Origin of the sequence: Rathayibacter sp. VKM Ac-2835 (assembly GCF_013266705.1) — a bacterium.
In the GTDB taxonomy this organism is placed as follows: domain Bacteria; phylum Actinomycetota; class Actinomycetes; order Actinomycetales; family Microbacteriaceae; genus Rathayibacter.
The window spans coordinates 1-23,184 of the sequence record NZ_JABSNQ010000001.1 but is presented as its reverse complement, the minus strand read 5'-3'; the positions used below and the strand labels follow the sequence as shown (position 1 = coordinate 23,184).

Below are 23,184 nucleotides of genomic sequence, written 5' to 3'. Positions count from 1 at the left end.
CGCTCAGGACTGCGGGTGCGGGTGCGTCCGCTCGAGCGCGGCGCCCTCCAGGTCGACGTCCGGGAGGAGGCGGTCGAGCCAGCGGGGGAGCCACCAGGCGGAGCGGCCGAGCAGGTGCATCAGCGCCGGCATCAGCAGCATCCGGACGACGAACGCGTCCAGCAGGACTCCAAACGCGAGGCCGAAGCCCATCGAGCGGATGATGGTCGACTCCGAGAAGATGAAGCCGCCGAAGACCGCGACCATGATCAGGGCAGCGGCGATCACGACCGCCTTCCCGGCCTGGAAGCCCTGCGCGACGGCGAGCCGCGCGCTCGCCCCGTGCACGTAGGCCTCGCGCATCCCCGAGGCGAGGAAGAGCTGGTAGTCCATCGCCAGCCCGAAGAGGATCCCGACCAGGATCACCGGCAGGAAGCTCAGGATCGGCCCGGTCGAGTGCAGCCCGATCAGGTCGGCGCCCCAGCCGAACTGGAAGACCGCGACGATCAGCCCGTAGGTCGCGAACAGCGACAGGATGAAGCCGCCCGTCGCGATCAGCGGCACGAGGAGCGAGCGGAACACCAGGATCATGATCAGCAGCGAGAGCCCGACGACGACCGCCAGGTAGGTCGGCAGGACATCGTTCAGCCCCTCGGAGATGTCGATGTTGGTCGCCGCCTGGCCGGCGACGCCGAGGACGATGTCGTCGGCCACCGGCGGCAGGGCGCGGAGGTCCTGCACGAGGGCCTCGGTCGAGGCGCTGTTCGGGCCGTCGGTCGGCAGCACCTGGAAGGCGAGCAGGGTGCCGTCGTCGGAGGCGGCGACGGGCGCCACGGCGACGACATCGTCCTGCTCGGCGATCGTGCGGGCGACGTCGACCTGGGTGGCGAGGAGCGCGTCGTCGGCGACCCCGCCGGGGACCGTCGCGGTCACGAGCAGCGGGCCGTTCGCTCCGGCGCCGAACTCGTCACCGACGATCTCGAAGGTGCGGGCGCTCGTGGAGCCCTCGGGCTCGCTCGCACCGTCGGGCAGACCGAGGCGCATCGAGAGCGCGGGGATCGCGATGACGAGGAGCACGGCGACGGTGCCGACGACGGTGAGGACCGCGCGCAGGGTCGACATCGGCGCGACCGTCTTCGCCGCCGCGTGGTGCACGACGGCCGAGCGGGCCTTGCGACGCAGGAGCCGGGTGCCGAGCAGGCCGAGGATCGCCGGGGCGAGCGTGACCGCGATCAGCACGGCGACCGCGACGCAGACCGCGCCGACCGTGCCCATCAGGCCGAGGAACGGGATGCCGGTGACGTTGAGGGCGAGCAGCGCGACCACGACGGTCGAGCCGGCGAAGACGACGGCGGTGCCGGAGGTGCCGTTGGCGAGGCCGATCGACTCCCGCACCTCGACGCCCGAGAGCAGCTGCTTGCGGTGCCGGTTGACGATGAAGAGGGAGTAGTCGATCCCGACCGCGAGACCGAGCATCACGCCGAGCACCGGGGTCACCGAGGCCATGTCGATGACGCCGGAGAAGGAGAGCGAGGCGGTGACGCCCACGCCGACGCCGACGAGCGCGGTGACGATCGGGAGCGCGGCCGCGACGAGCGAGCCGAGCATCACGATCAGGACGACGCCGGCGAAGACGAGGCCGACCGCCTCGCCGACGCCGAAGATCTGCGGGACGCCCTGCGCGAGATCGGTCGCGAAGCTGACGTCGGCGCCGGCGACCGGGGCGGACTCGAAGTGGTCGATGACGCCCTGCTTGACCTCCTCCGGCAGCTCCAGGCGCGGCTCGGTGAAGGAGACGTTGACGATGGCGGTCGAGCCGTCCGCCGAGACGACGCCGATGCCGTCGGCGAGCGCGAGCAGCTCCTCGCCCTGGTCGAGCGGTGCGGCGCCGGCCTCGAGCTCGGTGCGCGAGGCGTCGAGCGCGGACTGCTGCGCGGTGAGCTCGGCCTGCTGCGCGTCGAGCTGCGCCTGCTGGGCGTCGAGGGCGGCGAGCTGCTGCTCCGGAGCACCGGCGGCGACCGCCTGCTCGCGGACCGCGGTCAGCTGCTGCTGGCCTGCGGTGAGCTGGGCCTGTCCCGCGTCGAGCTGCGCCTGCCCGGCGTCGAGCTGCTCCTGACCGGCCTGGAGCTGCGCCCGGCCGTCGGCGAGCTGCTGCGCGCCGTCGAGCTGCGACTGGCGCGCAGCGAAGGGATCGACGACCGCGGCGACGCCCTCGAGATCGGCGGCCGAGGCGGCCAGCGCCGAGATCGCCGACTCCTGCTCGGCGGAGAGCGCCGAGCCGTCGGCGCTCCGGTAGACGACGGTGCCGGTGCCGCCGGCGGTGTCGGGCAGCTTCTCGGCCAGCTGGTCGGTGACGGCGCCGGACGCGGTGCCGGGGATGTCGAAGCTGTTGGTCAGCGAGCCGCCGACCGCGAGGAAGGCGCCGACGCCGACGCCGAGGATCACGACCCAGGCGACGATCACCGCCCACGCGCGACGAGCGGCGAAGGTGCCCAGACGGAAGAGCAGGGAGGCCAAGGAGGAGTCCGATCGAGAGGGGGGCCCGGAGTCGGGCGGCGGCGGTCGCTAGATCATACGCGACGTCTCGTCTAGCGTCGCTGTACGCTCGACGCATGACGGAGCATCGGAGCGGACCGGTCCGCAGCGCCGCGGCCCGGGAGTCGGTCCTCGAGGCGACCGCGCGGCTGTTCGTGCAGCAGGGCTGGGATCACCTCACGATGGAGGGCATCGCGAAGGACGCCGGGGTCTCCAAGCAGACCGTCTACCGCTGGTGGCCCTCGCGCGGTGCGCTGATCGCGGACTGCATGATCGAGGGCCGGCTGGTCGCGATCGAGGTCGAGCCGCCCGACACCGGCGATCTGCGCCGCGACCTCGGGGTCTGGCTCGCGCCGATCCTGGAGCTCGCCGGCACGGAGACGGGCGCGTCGCTGATCCGCTCGCTGATCGCCGCCGGAGCGGAGGACGCCGCCGTGGGGGAGCGCCTGGGCCGTGCCTTCGGCGTCGACCAGACGCTCTCGGACCGGTTCGCGAAGGCCGTCGAGGCCGGGCAGCTCCCGGCCGACACCCCCGTCGACGAGCTGGGCCTCTCGATCCTCGGGACGATCGTCCTGCCCGTCGTCGGGCGCCGGCCCCTGGTCGCCGCGTCCGTCCTCGGGCACGTCGACTTCCTGCTCCGGCCGCGCGGCTGAGGCGGCGGCCGGAGCAGGGGGGCCTCACCGGATCAGGGCCGGATCAGAGCCGGATCAGGCCCAGGCCCAGGAGGCGAGGACCGACTCGGCGACGGCCTCGCGCTGGTCGTCGTCCACGGTGGGGCTGAACGAGAAGGTGACGACATAGGTCTGGCCCTCGTCGGTGACGTAGTACTGCTCGACGGCGTAGGTCGCCCCCGACGCGGTCAGGTTCGCGCTGAGGTGCGCGGACTCGGCACCGGCGACGACGACGCGGTCGTTCGCCTCGACGTCGGTGGCGCCCGCGCTCTCGAGCTCGGTGACCCCGGCGTCCTCGACCTGCTCGGCGGAGACCTCGCCGGCCGGGCTGAGCACGACGTTGACGTTGTCGGCGAAGCCGTCGGTGTCGGTGAGGTCGGCGGCGAGGGTGTCGGCGCCCATCGTCGCGGGGTCGGCGTCGGGGGCGCCCCAGCCCTCGGGAACGGAGTAGGAGTAGCCGTCGCCGGTGATCGTGTCGCCGGTCGCGGCGGCCGTCTCGATCTCCTCGGCGTCGCTGCCGGAGTCGGTGGCGGCGGGGGAGGAGCAGCCGGCGAGGAGGACGAGGAGGGCGGCGGCGGTGGCCGTGCTGGCGGTGGCGCCGAGGCGCGCGGGAGCGCCGGAGCGCGTGATTCGTGACATCCCGCCACGCTAGCGACGGCGCTCGGGCCGCCGCATCCCCCGTGCCGGGGAGGACGGCGGTCCGACTACGCTGGGGGCCCTATGGCCTCCGACAGCGAACCCTCCGTCACCCTCACCGATCCCCTCGAGGAGCGGCTGCGCGCCCAGGTCGCCCGCGAGGGCGAGCGCGCCGTCGCCCTGCGCTCGGCCGCGCTGCTGACCGGCGGCTACGAGGGCGAGGCGTTCCTGCTCACCGTCGGGGGCGAGCACGCGGCGGGCGTCCTGCAGGGAGCTCCGTCGCTGTACTGGCCCGAGCTCTGGGGCGCCCGCGCCCTGCTCTACGTCTGGGACGACACCGCGGCCGACGCGGTCCTCGCGGGACTGGCCAACCCGGCCTGGCGCGTGCGCGAGATGTGCGCGCGGGTCTGCGCCGAGCGCGTCCTCGGCGGGCAGAAGAAGCTGGCGCGGCTCACCACGGACGAGCACGCGCGGGTCCGCGCGGCCGGCGCCCGGGCGCTGGTCGCCGCGGCCATCGCCGGGATCGGCTCCGGGCGCGACGCGAAGGGCGAGTTCGCGGCGAGTGTCGAGCAGACCCTGACCTCGATGGTCCGCGACCCCGACAAGGACGTGCGCCGCGACGTGCGGGCCTCCCTGGATCTGCTCCGCGACGCCCGCCGCTGAGAAGGCCTGCGTCGGCGGCGCTCAGCCGCCGACGGTCGAGCCGAAGCCGGACTTGCCCGTGCCGCCGAAGCCGCCGGCGAGGGTCGCCTTCGAGCCGACCGTGGATCCGGCGGGCGCCTTCTGCACCACGTCGGGCTGCGTCGGTCCTCGAGCCGCGAAGCCGCCCGTCGTGACCGGCGCCCAGCTCGTCGCCCGGGTCGAGTTCCAGCGCGACGACGCGAAGATCAGCGGGCCGATCCAGTAGCCGCCGGCGTAGTGACCGCGGTACTCGTCCGTCGCCTCGCAGAGCTGCTCCGGATCGTCGCCGACCTCCTCGCCCTGGGCCTGGAGCTGCGCGATCTGCTCGCGGACGTCGGCGAGGCAGTCCTCGCGGCTCGAGTACACCGGGCGCTCGGCGTTCTCCGGGATGACGTAGTCCTGGCCGTCGGCCCCGGTGGTGACGACGCCGTCGGTGGAGGGGTTCGCGGAGTTCAGCGCGGCCGCCAGACCGAGGACGCCGACGGCGACGACGCCGCCGATGACGAGGCCGCGCCGCTTCGAGGCGATGCCGCTGATGCCGACGTCGCCCGAGCGGCGCCGCGCGGTGCGGGTGGTGCCGGTGGCGTCGCCGGCGGAGTCGGACGGGGCGTCCTGAGGCCGGTCGTCGGGGGCGGTCATCGGATCTCCTCGTCCTGCGGGCGGTTCTCGCGCGCGTCCTGGGGCCGGCCGTCCTGGGGCCGGCTGTGCTCGGCGTGGCCGAAGGCGGGCTCGTCGATGAAGTGCGGCACGAACTCCGCGAGGTCGCCGGTGATCGGCCCGCCGGTCTCGCGGACGTCGATGCCGGCCGGCGTCTCGCCGACGATCCAGCTGCCGATCACGACCGTCCGCCCGTCGATGCGGGCCAGGTCGGCGAGGGACTGGTGGATGAAGCCCTCCTCGCCGTACGCGCCGCCGTTCTCCGCGACGACCGAGCCGTCCGCGTCGAGGATCGTGACGTTCGCGCCCTCCCGGCCGAGCCGGGGCTTGCGCACCTGCGCGGTGCCGACCAGCGGCTCGACGGAGGCGGGGAGGAGGTTCGGGTGGCCCGGGAACAGCTCCCAGAGCATCACGAGCAGCTGCTTGTTGCTGAGCAGCAGCTTCCAGGCCGGCTCGACCCAGCGGGTGCGCTCGCGCCGGTCGAGCAGGAGCCCGCCGAACTGCTCGCCGAGCATCCACTCCCACGGGTAGAGCTTGAAGATCCGCCGGATCGGCTCGCCGTCGGCGTCGAGGAAGCCGGCGCCGTCGAGCTCGTAGCGGATGTCCTCCACGAAGATCAGCTTCGGGTCGAAGCCCGCCTGCGCCGCGGTCTCGGCCATGTAGGCGACGGTGTCCGCGTCCTCGACGATCAGCTCGCCGTCGCCGGAGTCGTGCAGCGAGGCGAGGTGCAGCCGCGCGCCCTCGTCCAGGCGCCAGCGGTCGACCCGGAGGTGCCGCCACTGCTCGACGAGCTGCTCGTGCAGGCTGTTGAACTGGTCGGCCTCGGGCCCGCGCGTCTGCTCGAGCCACTGCCACTGCGCGGCGGCCGTCTCGACGAGCGAGGTCGGGGTGTCGGCGTTGAACTCCAGCAGCGACACCGTGCGGTCGCCGTCGTAGGCGAGGTCGAAGCGTCCGTAGACCGTCGGGTCGTCCTCCTCCCACGAGGTGCGCACGAGGTCGTGGAAGCGCTCCGGGATGCCGAACTCGGCGAAGCGCCCGGTGCGGACGACGTGCTCGCAGGCGTCCATGCAGCGGTCGAAGAGCTCCTGCGTCGCCGTCTCGAGCAGCTCGATCTCGGCGGGCGTGAAGCTGTAGGCCGCGGACTCGTTCCAGTAGGGCCGGCCGCCCTCGGACGGGAGGTCGTAGAAGCTGAAGCCGACCTCGTCGCACCGGGCACGCCAGTCTGGACGAGGGGTCAGGCTGTGTCTGCGCATGTGCGCTCCAGTCTACGACCGGCCTCCGCCACTCCCTCGGGTCAGAGGTAGTCCACTCCGTAGAGGTCGTCGTAGTCGGGCGCCCCGTCCGCGTGCGGCGCCGTGGGGAGCGGAGCCTCGTCGTGCAGCTCGAGCACGACGGAGCTCGTCGCGGTCAGCAGCACCTCGACCTGCCCGCCGAGCACCGTGCGGAGAGAGAGGAACGCGGGCGCGGCGCGCATCGCCTCGAGGACGGCCTGCTTCGTCCGCTCCATCGTCGCGTCCGCGGCGAGGAGGTACGTCCGCTCGGACACCGTCACCTGCAGCATGCTTCCCCCGTCGTCGTATTCGGCACGTAGGCCCGAGTCCTCAGCGTACGGAGCCGAACCGATCGGGAAGACCGCGTTGACCCGCCGACGGCCGTCGGGTAGGACGCGGACGCGGGGGCGCTGCGGGACGTCGGCCGCGGGTGTCATGCGCTGTCCTGTCATGCGCTGTCCCGAGTCATGCGCTGTCCCGCCACTCCGGCCAGGGCGTGACGACCGTCATCGGGTCAGCGGCGCCCGCACCACCGGGGGTGAGCAGCTCCGACAGCCGGAAGGCGGCCGCGCGGGCGATCAGCGCGCGGTCGATGGTGAGCGAGGTGAGGCTGGGGAGCATGGCCGCGCCCAGGCTCAGGCCGTCGATGCCGGCGATGCGGACGTCGCGCGGCACCCTCAGCCCGAGCCGGCTCGCGCGCTGCAGGGCGCCGAGCGCCATCATGTCGTTGAACGCGATGACGGCGTCGACGTCGGGGTGCGCGGCGATCAGCTCGCCGAAGGCGTCGGCCCCACCGGCGATCGTCTCGTCGCCGGCCGTGACCAGCACGGCCTCGCCGGGCTCGAGGCACTCCTCGAACCGGTGCCGACGGATGCTCGGCGCGTAGTAGCCCGGGTCGGCGTGGTCGATCATGCCGATGCGCCGCGCCCCGCGCTCGCGCAGTCCGTCCACGAGCGCGCGCATCCCGGGCGCGAAGTCCACGGCGATCGCGTGCACGCCGGGCAGCTCGGCGTCGCGCTCGATCAGCAGGACCGGCACTCCCCGCGCCGCCCGGCGGATCGACTCCAGGCTCTCGCGGGCGAGGTAGCCGACGATGACGTCCACCTGGGTGGCGAGGTCCGCCACGATCTGCTGCTCGGACTCGTTCGTCTCGGCGACGACGACGACCTGCCAGCCGCGAGCGGAGAACTCCTCCAGCAGCTCGGCGGCGAGGTCGGTGTAGTACGGGTTCCGCAGCGAGGTGATCACGAGACCGACCGCGATGCTCTTCTGCCGCGCCATGTTCGCGGCGAAGCGGCTCGGGACGTAGCCGAGGGTCTCGCTCACGGCGAGCACGCGCTCGCGGGTCGCTGCGCTGATCTCGGACATCCCGTTCATCGCGCGGGTGACGGTCTGCCGCGAGACGCCGGCCTCGCGGGCGACGTCCCGGATGGTGGCACGGCGGCCGAGCCCGTCGGGGCGCGGGAGGGCGGGCGGCGGCACGTCGGAGCGCTCCACGGTCGTCTCCTTCGGGATCATCCGGTGATGGCAACACGCAGATGGTGCCAACGGTCTCGGCTTTCGCGACATGCGCCTTGACATGCCGACGGCCGCCAGCTTAGCGTGTGGGCACTCACGGCCGTGACCGTTCACGTGAACGGTCACGGCCATCGTAGACACCCGCCCGCCGAACATCCGCCCGCCCTTCGATGGAGAAGAACGCCATGCCCCTGAAGACGACGCCACTGATCACGAGATCGCTCGCCGCAGCGACCGTCCTCGCTTCGACGGCCGGGCTCACCGCCTGCACCGACGGCGGCTCGACGGCCGACGACGGCTCCGTCGACGTCCTGATCGCGCAGAGCACGGCGCAGGTGCCGGTCGGCGAGACCGCCTGGGCGGCCGCGCTGGCGGCGGAGACCGGCTGCACCGTGAACTGGAACACGATCGACGACACCGCGTGGAACCAGCAGAAGAACCCGTCGCTCGCGGCGGGGGACGTGCCCGACATCGCCCTCCGCGCCGTCGGCGCGAACGACGCGGTGCAGTATCCCGGTCTCTTCGAGGACATCGCGCTGCACCTGGACGACCTGCCGAACGTGCAGCGCTTCTTCGAGGAGAAGCCCGACGCGCGCAGGCTGGTCGAGAACGAGAAGGGCGAGATCCACTCGCTCTCCTCCTCGCGCGGCAGCGGCTACGCCGGGTCCGGGCAGCACATGATGATCAACCGGGCCTGGCTCGACGCGCTCGGTCTCGAGATCCCGCGGACGTGGGACGAGCTGACGACGGTGCTCGAGGCGTTCAGGACGCGCGACCCGAACGGCAACGGGCAGGCCGACGAGATCCCCTTCAACATCCGGCGCCTCGACACCGGCGGATTCGGCTGGTACAGCCCGTTCCTGCTGCTCAACTCGACCGGTGTCGTGACCTCGTTCAACAAGGGCCCGTCCTCGCAGGGGATCCGCGTCTCCGATGGCGAGGTGTCCAGCTTCCTCGTCTCGGAGGAGTACCGGCGGGTCGTCGGCTACCTGCACGAGCTGCTCGCGGCCGGGCTCGTCCCCGCCGACGCGCTCACCAAGGACGACTCGGCCTACTACGCCGATCAGAAGGGCGACGGGCGGAACGCCCGCACCGGGCTGATCTTCGGCTGGTCGCTGGCCGACTTCGGCGATCTCCGCGACCAGTACGTCGCGATGCCGGCGCCGGCCGACTCCGCGAGCCGGCCGGCCCAGGACGTGGTCTGGGACGGCTCCGACAACGAGTACGAGGGCGGGAAGCTCGCCGTCTCGGCCGCCGCGGCGGGCGACGAGTGCGTGTGGAAGGTCGTCGACGCCCTCTACAGCGAGAAGTACTCGATCCAGCAGTTCACCGGGTCGATCCCCGAGTACGTGACCGACGACGGCGACAGCACCTACACGGTCACCGAGGCGTACCGCGCGGCGGTCGCCGACGGCCGCGACCCCGCGCTCGCCGATCGACTGGCCGGCTGGATCCCCGACTCGGTGACGCTGAACGGCGACTGGAACCGGGACGACCTCCGCGAGGTCGACGACGTCTACGCCGAGCAGTACTCCCACTACGACCACGTGCGCGACGTGATGCCCGACTACGTGCGCCTCTCCGCGGAGGACGCGACGATCGTCGCCAACAACGACACCGCCGTCCTCAACTACGCCATGCAGAAGACCTCGCAGTGGATCGCGGAGGGCGGCGTCGACGAGGAGTGGGACGAGTACGTCTCCCAGTTGACGTCGATCGGGCTCGACCAGAACGTCGAGCTCTGGCAGAAGGCCTACGACCTCGCCACTGCCGCCTCATGACGCGGACGGCTCCCGCCCCGGTCGCCGCCCCGGTCGCCGCCCTCCGCAGCGTCCGCCACCAGTGGCAGCTCTGGCTGATGGTCCTGCCGGCACTGCTGTTCACCGTCGTCTTCGCCTACGTGCCGCTCTACGGACTGCAGCTCGCGTTCCGGACGTACGTGCCGGCCCTGGGACTGAGCGGCGGCGAGTGGGTCGGCCTCGACTACTTCGTCCAGTTCTTCGAGTCGCCGCTCTTCTCGACGATCGTGCTGAACACGGTGCAGATCAGCCTCTGGACGCTCGCCATGGGCTTCATCGCCCCGATCGTGCTGGCGCTGCTGATCAACCAGATCGGCGCCGGGCGGCTGAAGAGCTTCGTGCAGACGATCACCTACATGCCGCACTTCATCTCGGTGGTGGTGATCGTCGCGATGATCAGCATCTTCCTGCGGCCGGAGAACGGGATCCTCGGCCGGTTCCTCCCGGGACAGAACCTGCTCGCCGAGCCGGACGCGTTCTCGACGATCTACTGGATCAGCGAGGTCTGGCAGCACTGCGGCTGGAACGCGATCATCTACCTCGCCGCGCTCTCGACCGTCGACACCTCGCTCTACGAGGCGGCGCGGATCGACGGCGCCGGGCGGCTGCGGCTGATCCGCTACGTCGACATCCCCACGATCCTGCCGACCGCGGCGATCCTGCTCATCCTCAACATGGGCTCGGTGCTGAGCGTCGGCTTCGAGAAGGTCTACCTGATGCAGAACGCGCTCAATCTGTCGTCGTCGGAGGTCATCGCGACCTACACCTACAAGATCGGCATCCTGAGCAACCAGTTCTCCTACTCGACCGCCATCGGCCTCTTCAACACGGTGATCAACTTCGCCCTGCTGATCCTGGCCAACCACCTCGCCAAGCGCGCAACGGGCTCCAGTGTCTTCTGACGAGCGCGGGCCCTCCGAGCGCGGGCCTTCCGAGCAGCGCTGGGACCCGTGGACACCGAGGGAGAGAAGACCCATGACCTCTGCACCCGACACGCTCAGCATCGTGACGGCCGCGCCCGGGACCGGTGGCCGGGCGCCGCTCCCGCCCCGCCGTCGACGCCGATCGGTGCCGAAGCGCCCGCTGGACCGGCTGATCGACGTCGTCGCCGGCCTGCTGATCGCGGTCGTCGTGCTCGCGGTGCTGTACCCGCTGTGGTTCATCGTCGTCGCGTCGTTCTCCGATCCGGCGGCGGTCTCCTCCGGCCGGCTCACGCTGATCCCCGAGGGCTTCCGGCTCTCGGGCTACGAGCGCCTGCTCCAGGACGAGCGCATCTGGAACGGCTACCGCAACTCCATCGTCTACGCCGTCGTCGGGACGGCGCTCAACCTGCTCGTCACGATCCCGGCCGCGTTCGCCCTCTCGCGCCCCGAGTTCCGGCCGCGGCGGGTGCTGCTGCTGGCGTTCGCGGTCACGCTGTTCTTCTCGGGCGGGCTGATCCCGAACTACCTGCTCTACCGGGACCTCGGGCTGCTGAACTCGATGTGGGTGTTCGTCCTCCCCGGCGCGCTCAGCGTCTTCAACCTGATCATCGCGCGGTCGTTCTTCGAGACCTCGATCCCCGAGGAGCTGCACGACGCCGCCCGCATCGACGGCGTGACCTACCTCGGCTTCTTCCTGCGGATCGTCCTCCCGCTGTCGGCGGCGATCGTCGCCGTGATCGGGCTGTACTACTTCGTCGGGCACTGGAACGACTACTTCACCGGGCTCGTCTTCGTCCGGGACGCCTCGCTCCTGCCGCTGCAGAACATCCTGCAGAGCATCCTCCTGGCGAACCAGTCGGTCGCCGGCCAGGGCGGCAGCGGCGGCCAGTCCGCGCAGCAGTTGCAGGAGACGGCCGATCAGATCAAGTACGGCGTGATCATCGTGTCGACCCTGCCGCTGCTCGTGCTCTACCCGTTCCTGCAGAGGTACTTCACCAAGGGCGTGCTGGTCGGGGCGGTGAAGGGCTGATGGCGTCGCTCGCCGAGCGCTACGAGGCGGCCTGCCGGATGGTGCTGCTCGTCCTGGTGGTCTCGGCGGCGATGCTCGTCTTCACCCTGCGCGGCGCGGTGGTCGCGGGGTTCTTCCCGTCCGTCGCCGCCGCGCACGCCGTGTACCGCGCCCGGCTGCTCGACGCCGACGGACCGTGGTCGCTCCGGCGCACCGTCTCGACGTTCGCGCGCTCCTGGAGCGACGAGTTCCCGCGGGCCAACCTCCCCGGCGCCGTCCTGCTCGGTGTCGGCGCGCTGCTCTGGGCCGACCACCGGATCCTGGGCGGCCTCGAGGTCGACGCCGTCGGCGTCGCGGCCACCGGGGTGCTGCTCGTCGTGACCGTCCTCTTCGCGCTGTTCGCGGTCGAGTTCTGGATCGTGCGGGCGCACTTCGCGGAGCGGACGCGCTGGCAGCTGCGGACGACGGCGCTGCTGCTGCTCGCGCGGCCGCTCTGCACCCTGATGCTGGCCGCGGTGCTGCTCCTGCTGCTGGCGCTCGCGACGAGCGCTCCAGTGCTCGGGCTCCTCGCCGCGGCGGCGGTCCTCCCGTTCGCCGCGACGGCCGTCGTCCAGGCCTTCGGCCGGCTGCCGGGCTTCCGTCCGTCGTCGCCGGCACGTCCGCCGACCGCATGAGGAAGGGCGGGTCTCGATCCGCCGTCAGAAGCGCGGCGGCAGCGCCGCGAGGAGCGCGTCGGGCTGCACCGGGAGGTCGCGGACGCGGACGCCCGTGGCGTGGAAGACGGCGTTCGCGACGGCCGCCGCGGTGCCGACGTTCCCGATCTCGCCGATGCCCTTGCCGCCCATCGGCGCGAGGTGCGGATCCTCCTCGTCCAGCCACTCCGCCCGCAGGTCGAGCACGTCGGCGTTCGCCGCCACGTGGTAGGTCGCGAAGTCGTGGTTGGCGTAGTCGCCGAGCAGCGGATCGAGGGCGCCGTGCTCGTGCAGCGCCATCGACAGTCCCATGGTCATGCCGCCGAGGAACTGCGACCGGGCCGTGCGCGGATTGAGGATGCGGCCGGCCGCGAAGACGCCGAGCATCCGCGGCACCTGGATCTCGCCGGAGTCGAGGTCGACCCGCGCCTCGACGAAGTGCGCGCCGTAGGCGTAGCGGGCGTACTCGCCCATCCCGGCGACGTCCTCCGTGGTGTCGACGACGACCTCGAGCCCCTCCGGCGGCAGCGGCTGCCCGTCGCCCAGCAGGGCGAGCAGGCGGTGGCAGGCCTTGGTGACGGCCCAGCCCCAGGAGCCGGTGCCCGAGGAGCCGCCCGCGACCGGTCCCTGCGGCAGCGCGCTGTCGGCGATGACGATCTCGATCCGGTCGACCGGCACGTCGAGCGCGTCGGCGGCGATCTGGGTGAGCACCGTGCGGGCGCCCTGGCCGATGTCGGTCGCGTTGACCGCGATCACGAAGTGGCCGCCCGGGAGGGCGGTGGCGCGCGCCCCGCTCGGCGAGGTGAGCACGGGGTAGGTGGCGCCGGCGACCCCGGTGCCGACCAGCCAGCGTCCTCGGCGGTCGACGCCGGCGCGTGGATCGCGCTCGTGCCAGCCGAACAGGTCCGCTCCCCGGCGGAAGCACTCGAGGTAGTGCCGGCTCGAGAACGGCGAGCCCGAGTCGGGGTCGACGTCGGGCTCGTTGCGCACCCGCAGCTCGATCGGGTCGATCCCGGCGGCGACCGCGAGCTCGTCCATCGCCGACTCGAGGGCGTACATCCCGGGGCACTCGCCGGGCGCGCGCATCCATCGGGGAGTCGGCACGTCGAGCGCCGCGACGCGGTGGGTGACCAGGCGGTTCGGCGCCGCGTAGAGGTGGCGAGTCGCCTCGCCGGTCTGCTCGGCGAACTCCTGGATCGTGGAGGTGTGCGAGAAGGCCTCGTGCGCGATCGCGGTGAGCCGCCCCTCCGTGTCGGCCGCGAGCCGCACGTGCGAGATCGTCGGTGTGCGGTAGCCGGCCAGCGCGAACATCATCTGCCGGGTGTAGGCGATCTTGATCGGCCGTCCCGTGATGATCGCCGCCATCGTGGCGAGGACGACGTTCGGCCGCGGCGAGCCCTTCGAGCCGAAGCCGCCGCCGACGTGCTCGCTGCGCACCCGGATCGCGGCGGGATCGAGCGAGAACAGCGTCGCCAGGGTCGACTGGACCGAGCTCGTGCCCTGCGAGGAGTCGAGCACGTCGAGGCGCCCGTCCGCCCAGGTGACCACCGAGGCGTGCGGCTCCATCGGCGAGTTGAACAGCGCCGGGGTGGAGTAGCGCGCGTCGATCGAGACGGCCGCCGCCGCGATCGCGGCCTCGACGTCGCCGTCCGAGCTGTCGGTCGGGAAGCCGGCGTTGACCTGCTCCGGGGCGTAGAGCTTCGGCTGGTCCTCGGTGAGCACGACGTCGGTCCCGGAGTCGACGTACTCGACGCGGAGGGCGGCAGCGGCCTCGCGGGCGTTCTCGAGCGTGTCGGCGAGGACGAGCGCGATCACCTGGCCGCGGTAGGCCACCGCGTGCGACTGCAGCACCTGCAGCTCGCCGTCGCCCGCGTCCTGGAGCGGCAGCGCGGAGTCGGGCGTGATCACGGAGTGCACGCCGGGCAGCGCGAGCACGGCGTCGACGTCGATCCGCTTCACCATGCCCGTGGCGACGGCCGACTGCACCGGCCAGGCGTGCAGCAGTCCTTCTGGCGAGTGCTCGAACGCGTAGCGCGCGGCTCCGGTGACCTTGTCCCGGCCCTCGAGGCGGGCGAGAGGAGCTCCGAGCGCGGTCATGCCGCCGCCTCCTCGTCGACTCCGGCGAGCTCGGCCAGGACGCCGACGATCAGCCGCGTGAGCAGCGGGACCTTGAAGGCGTTCTGCTCGGTCGGCGTCGCCGCGGCGAGCTCCGCCTCCGCCGCCCGGGTGAAGGCTGCGACGGTCGCGGGGCCGCCGCGCAGCAGGTCCTCGGCGATCCCGGCGCGCCAGGGCGCGTGCGCGACCGCGCCCAGGGCGAGGCGGACGTCGGTGACCGTGCCGTCGGTGACGTCGAGGGCCGCGGCGACCGAGCCGAGGGCGAAGGCGTAGGAGCGGCGGTCGCGGGACTTGCGGTAGGTCGAGGTCGCCGCGAACGGGAGCGGCGGCAGCTCGACGGCGGTGATGAGGGCGCCGGCCGGCAGGTTCGTGTCGCGCTCGGGGTGCTCGCCGGGGAGGCGGAAGAACTCGGTGATCGGCAGGGCGGCCGGCCCGTCGACGGTCTCGAAGCGGATCACGGCGTCGAGCGCGGTGAGCGCGACCGCCATGTCGCCGGGGTGCGTCGCGATGCAGACGTGCGCCGAGTCCGCGTCGGTGGCGATGCCGAGGATCGCCAGTTCGCGGGAGACGCCCTCGAGCGCGGAGCAGCCGGAGCCCGGCTCGCGCTTGTTGCACGGCTTCGAGACGTCGGTGAAGGAGGTGCAGCGGGTGCGCTGGAGCAGGTTGCCGCCGGTCGACGCCTGGTTGCGCAGCTGGCCGGAGGCGCCGGCGAGCAGGGCGCGGCTGAGGGCCGGGTAGCGGCGGCGGACGAGCGGGTGCGCGGCGAGGTCGCTGTTCGCGACTCCCGCGCCGATCAGGAGTCCGCCGTCGGGCGTCTCCTCGACACCGCCGAAGTCGACCCGGCTGACGTCGACGAGCGCGGCCGGGCGCTCGACGCCGAGCTTCATCAGGTCGACGAGGTTGGTGCCGCCGGCGAGCGGCTTCGCCTCGGGCGAGGCGGCGAGCAGGCGGACGGCGTCGGCGACGTCGCCGGCCCGCTGGTACTCGAAGGTCCTCATCGCGCGGTCTCCGTCTCGCTCGGGTGCGTGCAGGTGCCGACGTGCGCCTGGGCGTCGTGGACGGCGGGCACGATGTTCGCGTAGGCGCCGCAGCGGCAGAGGTTGCCGCTCATCCGCTCGCGCACCTCCTCGTCGTCGAGCACGACGTCGTCGGCGTCGAGCTCGGCGGTGACGTGGCTGGGCATGCCCTCGCGCGCCTCGGCGAGCATGCCGACCACCGAGCAGATCTGCCCCGGGGTGCAGTAGCCGCACTGGTAGGCGTCGCGCTCGAGGAAGGCGGTCTGCACAGGGTGCAGCGCGTCGCCGTCGGCCAGGCCCTCGATCGTGGTGACCTCGCGGCCGTCGACCGAGACGGCGAGGACGAGGCAGCTGTTGGTCCGGCGCCCGTCGAGCAGCACGGTGCAGGCGCCGCACTGGCCGTGGTCGCAGCCCTTCTTGGAGCCGATGAGATCGAGCCGCTCCCGGAGCAGATCGAGGAGGGCGGTGCGGTTGTCGACCTCGACCGCCCTCGGCTCGCCGTTGACGGTGACGTCGATCGCCGTCGACGGCACCGGCCTGGTCTCGCTGCGCTGCGCCATGCGTGAAAGCTACCCGCGGTCGGCTCTCCGCGAGGGGGCCCTTCTCGGACGCGGTGCGGAGGACTACCCTGCGCGCGGGGCGGGATGCGCCGGGTAGAGCGCGACCGCCTCCGGAACGACCGCGAAGTCGACCTCGTCGCCGAGGCCCGCGCCGAGGGCCGCGAGCTGGGCGGGGGAGAGGTCGGCCGCGATGCCGGCGGCGCGGACCCGGACCAGGTCGCCGCGCCGCTCCAGATCGCGGATGCGGGCACGGACGCGGTTCGCGCCGGGTGCTCCCGCGGAGACCGGCGCCACGGTGACCGAGGCCGGGCGGAAGGCGGCCGCCGCCCGTGCACCGGCGGCGACGGAGCCCGTCCCCCTGAGCTCGACGCCGTCGTCCGTGCGCAGCCCGGTGCCGGTCGCGGTGCCGACGAGCAGGTTGAGCGCGGCCAGCTCGGCCGTGAACGGGCTCTGCGGCCGCTCCAGCACCTCGTGGGTCGGGCCGTCCTCGATGACCCGTCCGCCGTGCAGCACCACGACGCGGTCGGCGAGCGTGTAGGCGTCGAGCACGTCGTGGGTGATCAGGATCGTGGTCCGCCCCGGCAGCACGCGGCGCAGCATCCGCCGCAGCAGCGGCGCGACCGAGACGTCGAGCGCCGCCATCGGCTCGTCGAGCAGCAGCAGCTCCGGGCTCGGCGCGAGGGCGCGGGCGAGCGCCACCCGCTGCGCCTGCCCGCCCGAGAGCTGCGCCGGCCGGCGGTCGGCCAGCTCCGCCGCGTCGACCGCGTCGAGCCAGGTGCGCGCGGTCTCCATCGAGGCCGAGCGGCCGGCGCCGGTGCTGCGCGGGCCGAAGGCGACGTTGTCGAGCACGCTGAGGTGCGGGAAGAGCAGCGGGTCCTGGGCGAGCAGGGCGATCCGGCGGCGGTGCGGCGGCAGGTGCAGGCGGCGGGCGGAGTCGAACAGGGTCGCTCCGGCCAGGGTCGCCCGGCCCTCGTCGGCGCGGAGCAGCCCGGCGAGCAGCTCGACGAGCGTGGACTTCCCCGCGCCGTTCGGCCCGAGGACCGCCGTGGTCGTCCCCGCCTCGACCCGCAGCGCGACGTCGACGCCGCGGGCGTGCAGCCGCGCGTCGATCTCGAGCGTCACGGGCGCGCCTCCGCCCGGGCGGCGCGCGGCCCGCGGTGCGCGAGTCCGATCACGAGGACCGCGACGACGACCAGCACCAGCGAGAGGGCGACCGCGGCGTCCGGGTCGGTCTCGCGCTGCAGGTAGATCTCGAGCGGGAGCGTGCGCGTCACGCCCTGCAGGCTGCCGGCGAAGGTGAGCGTCGCGCCGAACTCGCCGAGGGCGCGGGCGAAGGAGAGGATCGCGCCGGAGAGCAGCCCGGGCAGGATGAGCGGCAGCGTGACCCGGCGCAGCACGGTCGAGGGTCGCGCGCCGAGGGTCGCGGCGACGCTCTCGTAGCGGTCGCCGGCCGAGCGGAGCGCTCCCTCCAGGCTGAGCACCAGGAACGGCAGCGCCACGAAGGTCTGCGCGAGGACCACCGCGGTGGTCGAGAACGCGATCCGGATCCCGAGCGCCTCGAGGGTGCCGCCGAGCAGGCCCAGCCGGCCGAAGGTGTAGAGCAGGGCGATGCCGCCGACGACCGGCGGCAGCACGAGCGGCAGCAGCACGAGCGCGCGCACGAGCCCCTGGCCGGGGAAGGAGGTCCGGGCGAGCGTCAGCGCCATCGGCACGCCGATGACGACGCAGAGCAGGGTCGCTGCCGCGGCGGTGCGCAGGCTCAGCAGGAGCGCCGCGATCGAGGAGTCGGAGGTGACCAGCGGCACGAAGCCGGCCCAGTCGACGCGGGTCAGGACGCCGACCAGCGGCAGCAGGACGAAGGCGCCGCCGACGACCGCGACGGCGACGACCCAGCGGGGGACTCCGGCGGACCGGGTCGCGGCGGACCGGGTCACGGCGGAGCGGGTCACGGCTGACCGGGTCACGGGCGAGCGCGTCACGCCTTGCCGTTCGGCGTCTCCACCACGACCATCGTCGCCTTGACGATCGCCACCGCGGGCGTGCCGGGCTCGAGGCCGAGCTCGCGGACGGCCTCGGCGGACATCAGCGAGACGACGCGGTGGGGTCCGCACTGCAGCTCGACCTGGGCCATCACGGTGTCGGAGACGACCTCGGTGACGATGCCGACGAAGCGGTTGCGCGCCGAGCGGCCCACCTCGCTGGGGTCGACGGGGAGGATCGCGTTCTGCCGTGCGAGGCGGGCGAGGTCCAGCCCCGCGACGACGCTGCGGCCGGACGCGTCCTTGCTGCTCGCCAGCGTGCCGTTCTCGATCCAGCGGCGGACGGTGTCGTCGCTGACGCCGAGGTAGGCGGCGGCGTTCCTGATGCGGATCTGCGGCATGGTCAGGGTGCTCCTGGTTCGGGTGCTCCGGATCCGGGTGCTCCGAATCCGGCGGCGGCGAAGACGGCGCGGCCCTCGGCGCCGGCGACGGAGGCGGTGAAGGCGGCGGCGAGGTCCGGGTTCGCCGAGCCGGCGACCGGGGCGATCGGGTAGGTGTTCACGGCCTGCGCCGACTCGGGGAACGCGATCCCGGTCACCGCGTCGCCGGCGGCCGCGACGTCGGTGACGTAGACCAGACCGGCGTCGGCCTCACCCGAGGTGACCTTGCCGAGGACGTCGGTGACGGACGACTCCTCGCTGACCGGCCGGAGGTCGACGCCCGTCGCGGTCTCGACGGCGGTGGCCGCCGCACCGCAGGGGACCTGGGGCGCGCAGACCACCGTCGTCACGCCGTCGCGGGCGAGGTCGGCGAAGCCGGTGACGCCCGCGGGGTTGCCCGGGGGAACCGCGATCTCGAGGGTGTTGGTCGCGAAGTCGACGGGATCGCCGGCGATGAGGTCGGCGTCGGCGAGCTTCGCCATGTTCTTCTCGTCGGCCGAGGCGAAGACGTCGGCGGGGGCGCCGTTGCTGATCTGGGTCACGAGGTCCGACGATCCGGCGAAGGTCAGCTCGATCGCGGTGCCCGGGTGCTCGGCCTCGAAGGCCGCCGCGATCTCGGTGAACGTGCCCTTGAGCGACGCGGCCGCGAAGACGGTGATCGAGCCGGACAGCGCGCCGGGGGAGCCTGTGGCCGCGGGCGCCGCGGCGGATGCGGAGCAGCCCGCGAGCGCGAGGACCGCGGCGCCGGCGGCGAGGACCGCGGTGGCGGTGCGGGGGAGTGGCATGGGCAGACCTTCCGGCGTGCGCGAAGCAGGGCCATCTCCGCATCCGCGTCTACAGCCCCACCATAGTGCCGCAGTCCGGGAACCAGCAGGACGGGTCGAGTCAGCGGGTGGCGGCGAGCACCTCCGCGTACCGCTCGCCGGGGTCGAGGGCGAGGCCCGGCTTGACCGCGCGGGCGGTGTCGTCGGCGAGGACCTCGGTGGCGCCGCTCTCGAGACCGTCGAGGGCGGCCGTCACGATCGCCTCGGGGCTCGACTTCGGAGCGTCCGACCAGGAGGCCATGTCGGTGTCGACGAGGCCCATGTGCAGCCCGAGCACCTGGGTGCCCTGCGCGGCGAGGGCCAGGCGCAGGCCGTCGGTGACGCTCCAGGCCGCCGCTTTGGACATCGAGTACGACTCCGAGCCCGGGAACGAGACGAAGGCGGACACGGAGAGCACGTTCAGCACGGCGCCGCCGCCGGCGCGGCCGAGGCTCCCGGCGAAGGCGCGCGCGAGCATCAGCGGCGCGAAGGCGTTGGTCTCGACGGTGCGGCGGATCTCGTCGAGGTCGCCGTCGATGAAGTCGACCGTGGGGGCGATGCCGGCGTTGTTGACGACGATCGAGACGTCGCCGAGGGTCGCCGCGAGCTCGGCGATGCGCGCCTGGTCGGTCACGTCGAGGGCGATCGGCACGACACCCGGCGCGGCCTCGATCGTCGAGACGTCGCGCGCCGCGGCGTAGACGGTGCGGGCGCCGCGGGCCGTCAGCTGCCGGACGAACTCGGCGCCGATCCCGCGGTTGGCGCCGGTCACGAGCACGACGGAGTCCTGGATCTGCATGGTGGTGCCTTTCTGTAATGGTCGATAGAGAACTGGTGCGACGCACGCTAGCACGTTCCGTAGCGACTGTTATAGAATCGGCGAATGGCAGGACGACCCCGGGGCTTCGACCGCGACGAGGCGCTCGACACGGCGATGCGCCGCTTCTGGAGCGACGGCTACGACGAGACGACCGTCGCCGTGCTCACCCGCGAGATCGGCATCTCGGCGCCGAGCCTCTACGCGGCGTTCGGCGACAAGGACGAGCTGTTCCGTGCGGCGGCGACCTGCTACTCCGACACCGCGGAGGCGACGCTCGCCCGGCTGCTCGACGCGCCGACGGCGTGGGAGGCGGTGGCCGCGGTCGTCCGCTCGAGCGCCGCGGGCTACTCCGACCCGGGCACGCCGTCCGGCTGCTTCGTCCTCAGCGAGCCGCGGCTGGCGGAGCGGCGGCGCGGCATGGAGGACGGCATCGCCGCGCGCATCGAGCGGGGGATCGCCGAGGGCGATGTGCCGGCCGGCACCGATGCCGCCCGCACGGCCGCCTTCGTCGTCGCGGTGCTCGGCGGGATGTCGACGCGGGCCCGCGACGGCGGGAGCCCCGAGCGCGTCGCCGAGATCGGCGAGCTCGCGCTGGCCGCGCTGCCGCGCCCGTGAGCGCCGCCGTTCAGCAGCGCCTCGCTCAGGAGCACCTCGCTCAGGAGCACCTCGCCGCGACCGCCGACCTCGCCCGGCGGCACCTCGAGCACCCGGAGCGCGCCGCCGCGCTGGACCTCCGACTGCACCGGGTCACGGCGCCGACCTCGCTGGTCTACACGCGCTTCCCGCCGACGCTGAGCCTCGTGCTCTCCGGCCGCAAGCGCTCGATCGTCGGCGACTCCGACGAGCAGTGGGGAGCCGGCCGGTTCCTGATCACGCCGGTCGACCTTCCGGTGATCGCCGCCGTCGTCGAGACCGGCGAGCAGGGCGACTTCGTCTCGGCGAACTGGCACCTGGACCCGGTGCTCGTCGCCGAGGTCGCGGGGCTGGTCGCGCACCGTCCGGCCGAGGCGGTGCCCGAGCGGATCGGCACGATCACCGCGGAGCTCGCCGACGCGCTGCACCGGCTGTTCCGGCTCCTCGACGCGCCGGAGGAGATCCCGGTGCTCGGGCCGGCGGTGTCGCGCGAGCTGGTGCTGCGCCTGCTGCAGAGCGATCAGGCGCCGCGCCTGCTGGCGGCGTCGTCCGCCGTCCGCTCGTCGCCGGTGACCCGCGCCGTCGACGCGATGACCGCCTCGCTGGCGCACGGCTGGACGCTCGATGCCCTGGCCGCGGAGGCGCGCACGAGCGTGCCGACGCTGACCCGGCGGTTCCGCGAGCTGACCGGGATGTCGCCGCTCGGCTACCTGCGCCGGCTGCGGCTGGGCGAGGCGCGTCGCCTGCTGCTCGTGCGCGGCGAGACGGCCGCGGGCGCGGCGGCGGCCGTCGGCTACGCGAGTGCGTCGCACTTCGGCCGCGACTACCGCCGTGCCTACGAGACCACCCCGGCCGCCGACGCCGCGCTGCACCCGGGGCGGCTGGTGCAGATCGACTGAGCCGCGGCTCTGCGGGGCCCGGGGATCAGCGCCGCGCGCCGACGATCCCGCCGTCGACCAGCAGTGTCGTGCCGTGCACGTAGGACGCCTCGTCGGTGGCGAGCCAGCGCACGGCCTGCGCGATCTCGTCCGGGCGGCCGGGGCGCCCGGCGGGGGTCGGCGCCGTCATCGCGTCGAGGATCGCCGAGGCGTGCTCGTTGCCGGGGGTGAGCGTCGCGCCGGGGGCGACCGCGACGACGCGCACGCCGTCGGCGCCGTACTCGGCCGCCCACGCGCGGGTCAGATGATCGAGTGCCGCCTTGGTCGCCGGGTAGAGCGCGGTGCCGAGGGTGCCGACCCGCGCCATCCACGAGGTGATGTTGATGATCACGCCGGCGCCGCGCTCCGCCATCGTCGGCGCGATCGCTCCGACGAGCTGGTGCGGGACCCGGATGTTGGTGACGAGCAGCGCGTCGACGTCCGCGTCGCTCAGCTCGGCGGTGGGGCCGACGGGGAAGACGCCGGCGTTGTTGACGAGGACGTCGATCCGGCCGCCGAGCAGGCGCAGCGCCTCGGCGGCGACGGCGCGGGTGGCGTCGGGAGTGCCGCCGAGGTCGGCGACGAGTACGGAGGCGGTGCCGCCGGCCGCGGTGATGGCCCGCGCGACGGCCTCGGTGCGCGCGCGGTCGCGGCCGTGCACGAGCACGTGCGCACCGGACGAGGCGAGCCGGTGTGCGATGGCCTCGCCGAGTCCGCTCGAGGAGCCGGTGACGAGGGCGGTGCGGCCGGCGAGGCGGTCGTCGGAGGGGAGATCGGAAGGGAGGGGGACTGTGGTGTCGGTCATGGATCCAGCCTCGCGGCGCGGGTCGCGGTCGGGTGTCCCGATCGGATCGAGGCCTGTCCTGATCCGATCACGGTGCTGCTGCGAGCTACGCGACCAGCAGGGAGGGGGACACCTCCGTGAGGTTCGGCGCTCCCTGCTGATCGAGCAGCCCGCGGAGCGGGCGCCTCGAGATCCGCCCTCCGTCAGAACTGCGCGGGAACAGTGTCGAAGCGCGGTCCCGGTGGAGGGTCCGGCGGGCGCCCGGGGAGCGGGGGTGGTCGAGTGCTGATCCGGCGGCCGGTGGGAGTCGTCCACTCGAGCACGCCGTGGTCGTCGACCGGTTTGTAGCTCCACTGGTCGCCGTGCCGGACGTGGTGGTGCGAGGTGCAGAGCGAGACGAGGTTCTCGAGGGAGGTCTCGCCGCCGTTGCGCCACTCGAGGGCGTGGTCGGCTTCGCTGGTCGCGGCGGGGCGGGTGCAGCCGGGGAAGCGGCAGGTCTGATCGCGCAGCTGCAGGTGGAGGCGCATCTGGGGTGGTGGGACACGCCAGGTGCGGCCGACGGAGACGACGGCGCCGGTGTCGGGGTCGGTGAGCACCCGGGTGAAGGACGCGGCGGTGCGGATCAGCTCGCGAGCGATGTCCGCGGGGACGGGTCCGTAGCCGTCGAGTTCCGCGGCAGCATCGTCGAGGCCGACGGCGGTGGGCGCTGCGAGGGTGAGCCGCACCTCGGCCCGGATGCCGGGGAC

The 23,184-nt window shown here is 73.3% G+C and carries 24 protein-coding genes; 8 read left to right on the top strand and 16 right to left on the bottom strand.

What is annotated here, in order from left to right; all coding sequences use genetic code 11:
* Positions 1 to 3 precede the first annotated feature (3 nt).
* On the bottom strand, positions 4 to 2,496 hold the full coding sequence (locus HRK28_RS00120; protein WP_160089277.1) for an MMPL family transporter: 2,493 nt from the start codon (positions 2,494 to 2,496) through the stop codon (positions 4 to 6).
* A 95-nt stretch (positions 2,497 to 2,591) separates the two neighbouring features.
* Between HRK28_RS00120 and HRK28_RS00115 the strand changes: the two genes are divergently transcribed.
* Complete coding sequence (locus HRK28_RS00115; RefSeq protein WP_160089279.1) at positions 2,592 to 3,167, top strand: TetR/AcrR family transcriptional regulator; 576 nt, start codon at positions 2,592 to 2,594, stop codon at positions 3,165 to 3,167.
* A gap of 54 nt (positions 3,168 to 3,221) precedes the next feature.
* Here HRK28_RS00115 and HRK28_RS00110 read toward each other — a convergent pair whose 3' ends face one another.
* Positions 3,222 to 3,824, bottom strand: a complete 603-nt coding sequence (locus tag HRK28_RS00110) for a hypothetical protein (protein WP_173249953.1) — start codon at positions 3,822 to 3,824, stop codon at positions 3,222 to 3,224.
* An 81-nt stretch (positions 3,825 to 3,905) separates the two neighbouring features.
* Here HRK28_RS00110 and HRK28_RS00105 point away from each other — a divergent pair, with 81 nt between their 5' ends.
* Complete coding sequence (locus HRK28_RS00105) at positions 3,906 to 4,484, top strand: HEAT repeat domain-containing protein (RefSeq protein ID WP_160089283.1); 579 nt, start codon at positions 3,906 to 3,908, stop codon at positions 4,482 to 4,484.
* A 21-nt stretch (positions 4,485 to 4,505) separates the two neighbouring features.
* On the opposite strand, the gene HRK28_RS00100 is transcribed toward HRK28_RS00105, so the two are convergent.
* From HRK28_RS00100 to HRK28_RS00085, 4 genes are all read right to left on the bottom strand, one after another.
* Positions 4,506 to 5,141, bottom strand: a complete 636-nt coding sequence (locus tag HRK28_RS00100; protein WP_173249951.1) for a hypothetical protein — start codon at positions 5,139 to 5,141, stop codon at positions 4,506 to 4,508.
* Positions 5,138 to 6,412 (bottom strand): glutathionylspermidine synthase family protein, encoded by a 1,275-nt coding sequence (locus HRK28_RS00095; protein ID WP_173249949.1) that lies wholly within the window; start codon positions 6,410 to 6,412, stop codon positions 5,138 to 5,140. The genes HRK28_RS00100 and HRK28_RS00095 overlap by 4 nt, the downstream gene beginning before the upstream one ends.
* A gap of 41 nt (positions 6,413 to 6,453) precedes the next feature.
* On the bottom strand, positions 6,454 to 6,711 hold the full coding sequence (locus HRK28_RS00090) for a hypothetical protein (RefSeq protein ID WP_173249948.1): 258 nt from the start codon (positions 6,709 to 6,711) through the stop codon (positions 6,454 to 6,456).
* A gap of 184 nt (positions 6,712 to 6,895) precedes the next feature.
* The gene (locus HRK28_RS00085) at positions 6,896 to 7,927 is read right to left on the bottom strand and encodes a LacI family DNA-binding transcriptional regulator (protein WP_173249946.1); all 1,032 of its coding nucleotides are present in this window, start codon (positions 7,925 to 7,927) and stop codon (positions 6,896 to 6,898) included.
* Between the two features lie 206 nt (positions 7,928 to 8,133).
* Between HRK28_RS00085 and HRK28_RS00080 the strand changes: the two genes are divergently transcribed.
* From HRK28_RS00080 to HRK28_RS00065, 4 genes are all read left to right on the top strand, one after another.
* Positions 8,134 to 9,729: an extracellular solute-binding protein gene (locus HRK28_RS00080; RefSeq protein WP_173249944.1), complete on the top strand. Its 1,596-nt coding sequence runs from the start codon at positions 8,134 to 8,136 to the stop codon at positions 9,727 to 9,729.
* Entirely contained in the window at positions 9,726 to 10,649 is a 924-nt protein-coding gene (locus HRK28_RS00075) for a sugar ABC transporter permease (protein ID WP_160089295.1), read from the top strand. Before HRK28_RS00080 ends, HRK28_RS00075 begins: the two co-directional genes overlap by 4 nt.
* A 73-nt stretch (positions 10,650 to 10,722) precedes the next feature.
* On the top strand, positions 10,723 to 11,700 hold the full coding sequence (locus tag HRK28_RS00070) for a carbohydrate ABC transporter permease (RefSeq protein WP_160089297.1): 978 nt from the start codon (positions 10,723 to 10,725) through the stop codon (positions 11,698 to 11,700).
* The gene (locus HRK28_RS00065) at positions 11,700 to 12,353 is read left to right on the top strand and encodes a YesL family protein (protein WP_160089299.1); all 654 of its coding nucleotides are present in this window, start codon (positions 11,700 to 11,702) and stop codon (positions 12,351 to 12,353) included. The genes HRK28_RS00070 and HRK28_RS00065 overlap by 1 nt, the downstream gene beginning before the upstream one ends.
* A 24-nt stretch (positions 12,354 to 12,377) precedes the next feature.
* On the opposite strand, the gene HRK28_RS00060 is transcribed toward HRK28_RS00065, so the two are convergent.
* The 8 genes from HRK28_RS00060 to HRK28_RS00025 form a co-directional block, all read right to left on the bottom strand.
* Positions 12,378 to 14,468: a xanthine dehydrogenase family protein molybdopterin-binding subunit gene (locus HRK28_RS00060; protein ID WP_173249942.1), complete on the bottom strand. Its 2,091-nt coding sequence runs from the start codon at positions 14,466 to 14,468 to the stop codon at positions 12,378 to 12,380.
* A complete protein-coding gene (locus tag HRK28_RS00055) occupies positions 14,465 to 15,484 on the bottom strand; it encodes a xanthine dehydrogenase family protein subunit M (protein ID WP_173249940.1) in 1,020 nt (339 codons plus the stop codon). Before HRK28_RS00055 ends, HRK28_RS00060 begins: the two co-directional genes overlap by 4 nt.
* Positions 15,481 to 16,062, bottom strand: a complete 582-nt coding sequence (locus HRK28_RS00050; protein ID WP_173249938.1) for a 2Fe-2S iron-sulfur cluster-binding protein — start codon at positions 16,060 to 16,062, stop codon at positions 15,481 to 15,483. The genes HRK28_RS00055 and HRK28_RS00050 overlap by 4 nt, the downstream gene beginning before the upstream one ends.
* A 63-nt stretch (positions 16,063 to 16,125) precedes the next feature.
* Positions 16,126 to 17,184, bottom strand: a complete 1,059-nt coding sequence (locus HRK28_RS00045) for an ABC transporter ATP-binding protein (protein ID WP_173249936.1) — start codon at positions 17,182 to 17,184, stop codon at positions 16,126 to 16,128.
* A complete protein-coding gene (locus tag HRK28_RS00040; protein WP_367948302.1) occupies positions 17,181 to 18,026 on the bottom strand; it encodes an ABC transporter permease in 846 nt (281 codons plus the stop codon). Before HRK28_RS00040 ends, HRK28_RS00045 begins: the two co-directional genes overlap by 4 nt.
* Before the next feature lie 11 nt (positions 18,027 to 18,037).
* A complete protein-coding gene (locus tag HRK28_RS00035; RefSeq protein ID WP_173249934.1) occupies positions 18,038 to 18,442 on the bottom strand; it encodes a molybdopterin-binding protein in 405 nt (134 codons plus the stop codon).
* Positions 18,443 to 18,444: 2 nt separating this feature from the next.
* Complete coding sequence (gene modA, locus HRK28_RS00030; RefSeq protein WP_160089311.1) at positions 18,445 to 19,266, bottom strand: molybdate ABC transporter substrate-binding protein; 822 nt, start codon at positions 19,264 to 19,266, stop codon at positions 18,445 to 18,447.
* A 100-nt stretch (positions 19,267 to 19,366) separates the two neighbouring features.
* Positions 19,367 to 20,083: an SDR family oxidoreductase gene (locus tag HRK28_RS00025; RefSeq protein ID WP_173249932.1), complete on the bottom strand. Its 717-nt coding sequence runs from the start codon at positions 20,081 to 20,083 to the stop codon at positions 19,367 to 19,369.
* 84 nt (positions 20,084 to 20,167) lie between these two features.
* Here HRK28_RS00025 and HRK28_RS00020 point away from each other — a divergent pair, with 84 nt between their 5' ends.
* Together HRK28_RS00020 and HRK28_RS00015 are read left to right on the top strand one after the other, a co-directional pair.
* On the top strand, positions 20,168 to 20,719 hold the full coding sequence (locus tag HRK28_RS00020; RefSeq protein ID WP_160089315.1) for a TetR/AcrR family transcriptional regulator: 552 nt from the start codon (positions 20,168 to 20,170) through the stop codon (positions 20,717 to 20,719).
* Positions 20,716 to 21,636, top strand: a complete 921-nt coding sequence (locus HRK28_RS00015) for an AraC family transcriptional regulator (protein WP_160089317.1) — start codon at positions 20,716 to 20,718, stop codon at positions 21,634 to 21,636. Before HRK28_RS00020 ends, HRK28_RS00015 begins: the two co-directional genes overlap by 4 nt.
* A gap of 25 nt (positions 21,637 to 21,661) precedes the next feature.
* On the opposite strand, the gene HRK28_RS00010 is transcribed toward HRK28_RS00015, so the two are convergent.
* Complete coding sequence (locus tag HRK28_RS00010) at positions 21,662 to 22,459, bottom strand: SDR family NAD(P)-dependent oxidoreductase (protein ID WP_173249930.1); 798 nt, start codon at positions 22,457 to 22,459, stop codon at positions 21,662 to 21,664.
* Between the two features lie 182 nt (positions 22,460 to 22,641).
* Positions 22,642 to 23,184, bottom strand: a 543-nt coding sequence (locus tag HRK28_RS00005; RefSeq protein ID WP_173249928.1) for an HNH endonuclease signature motif containing protein, incomplete at its 5' end; no start/stop codon positions are given.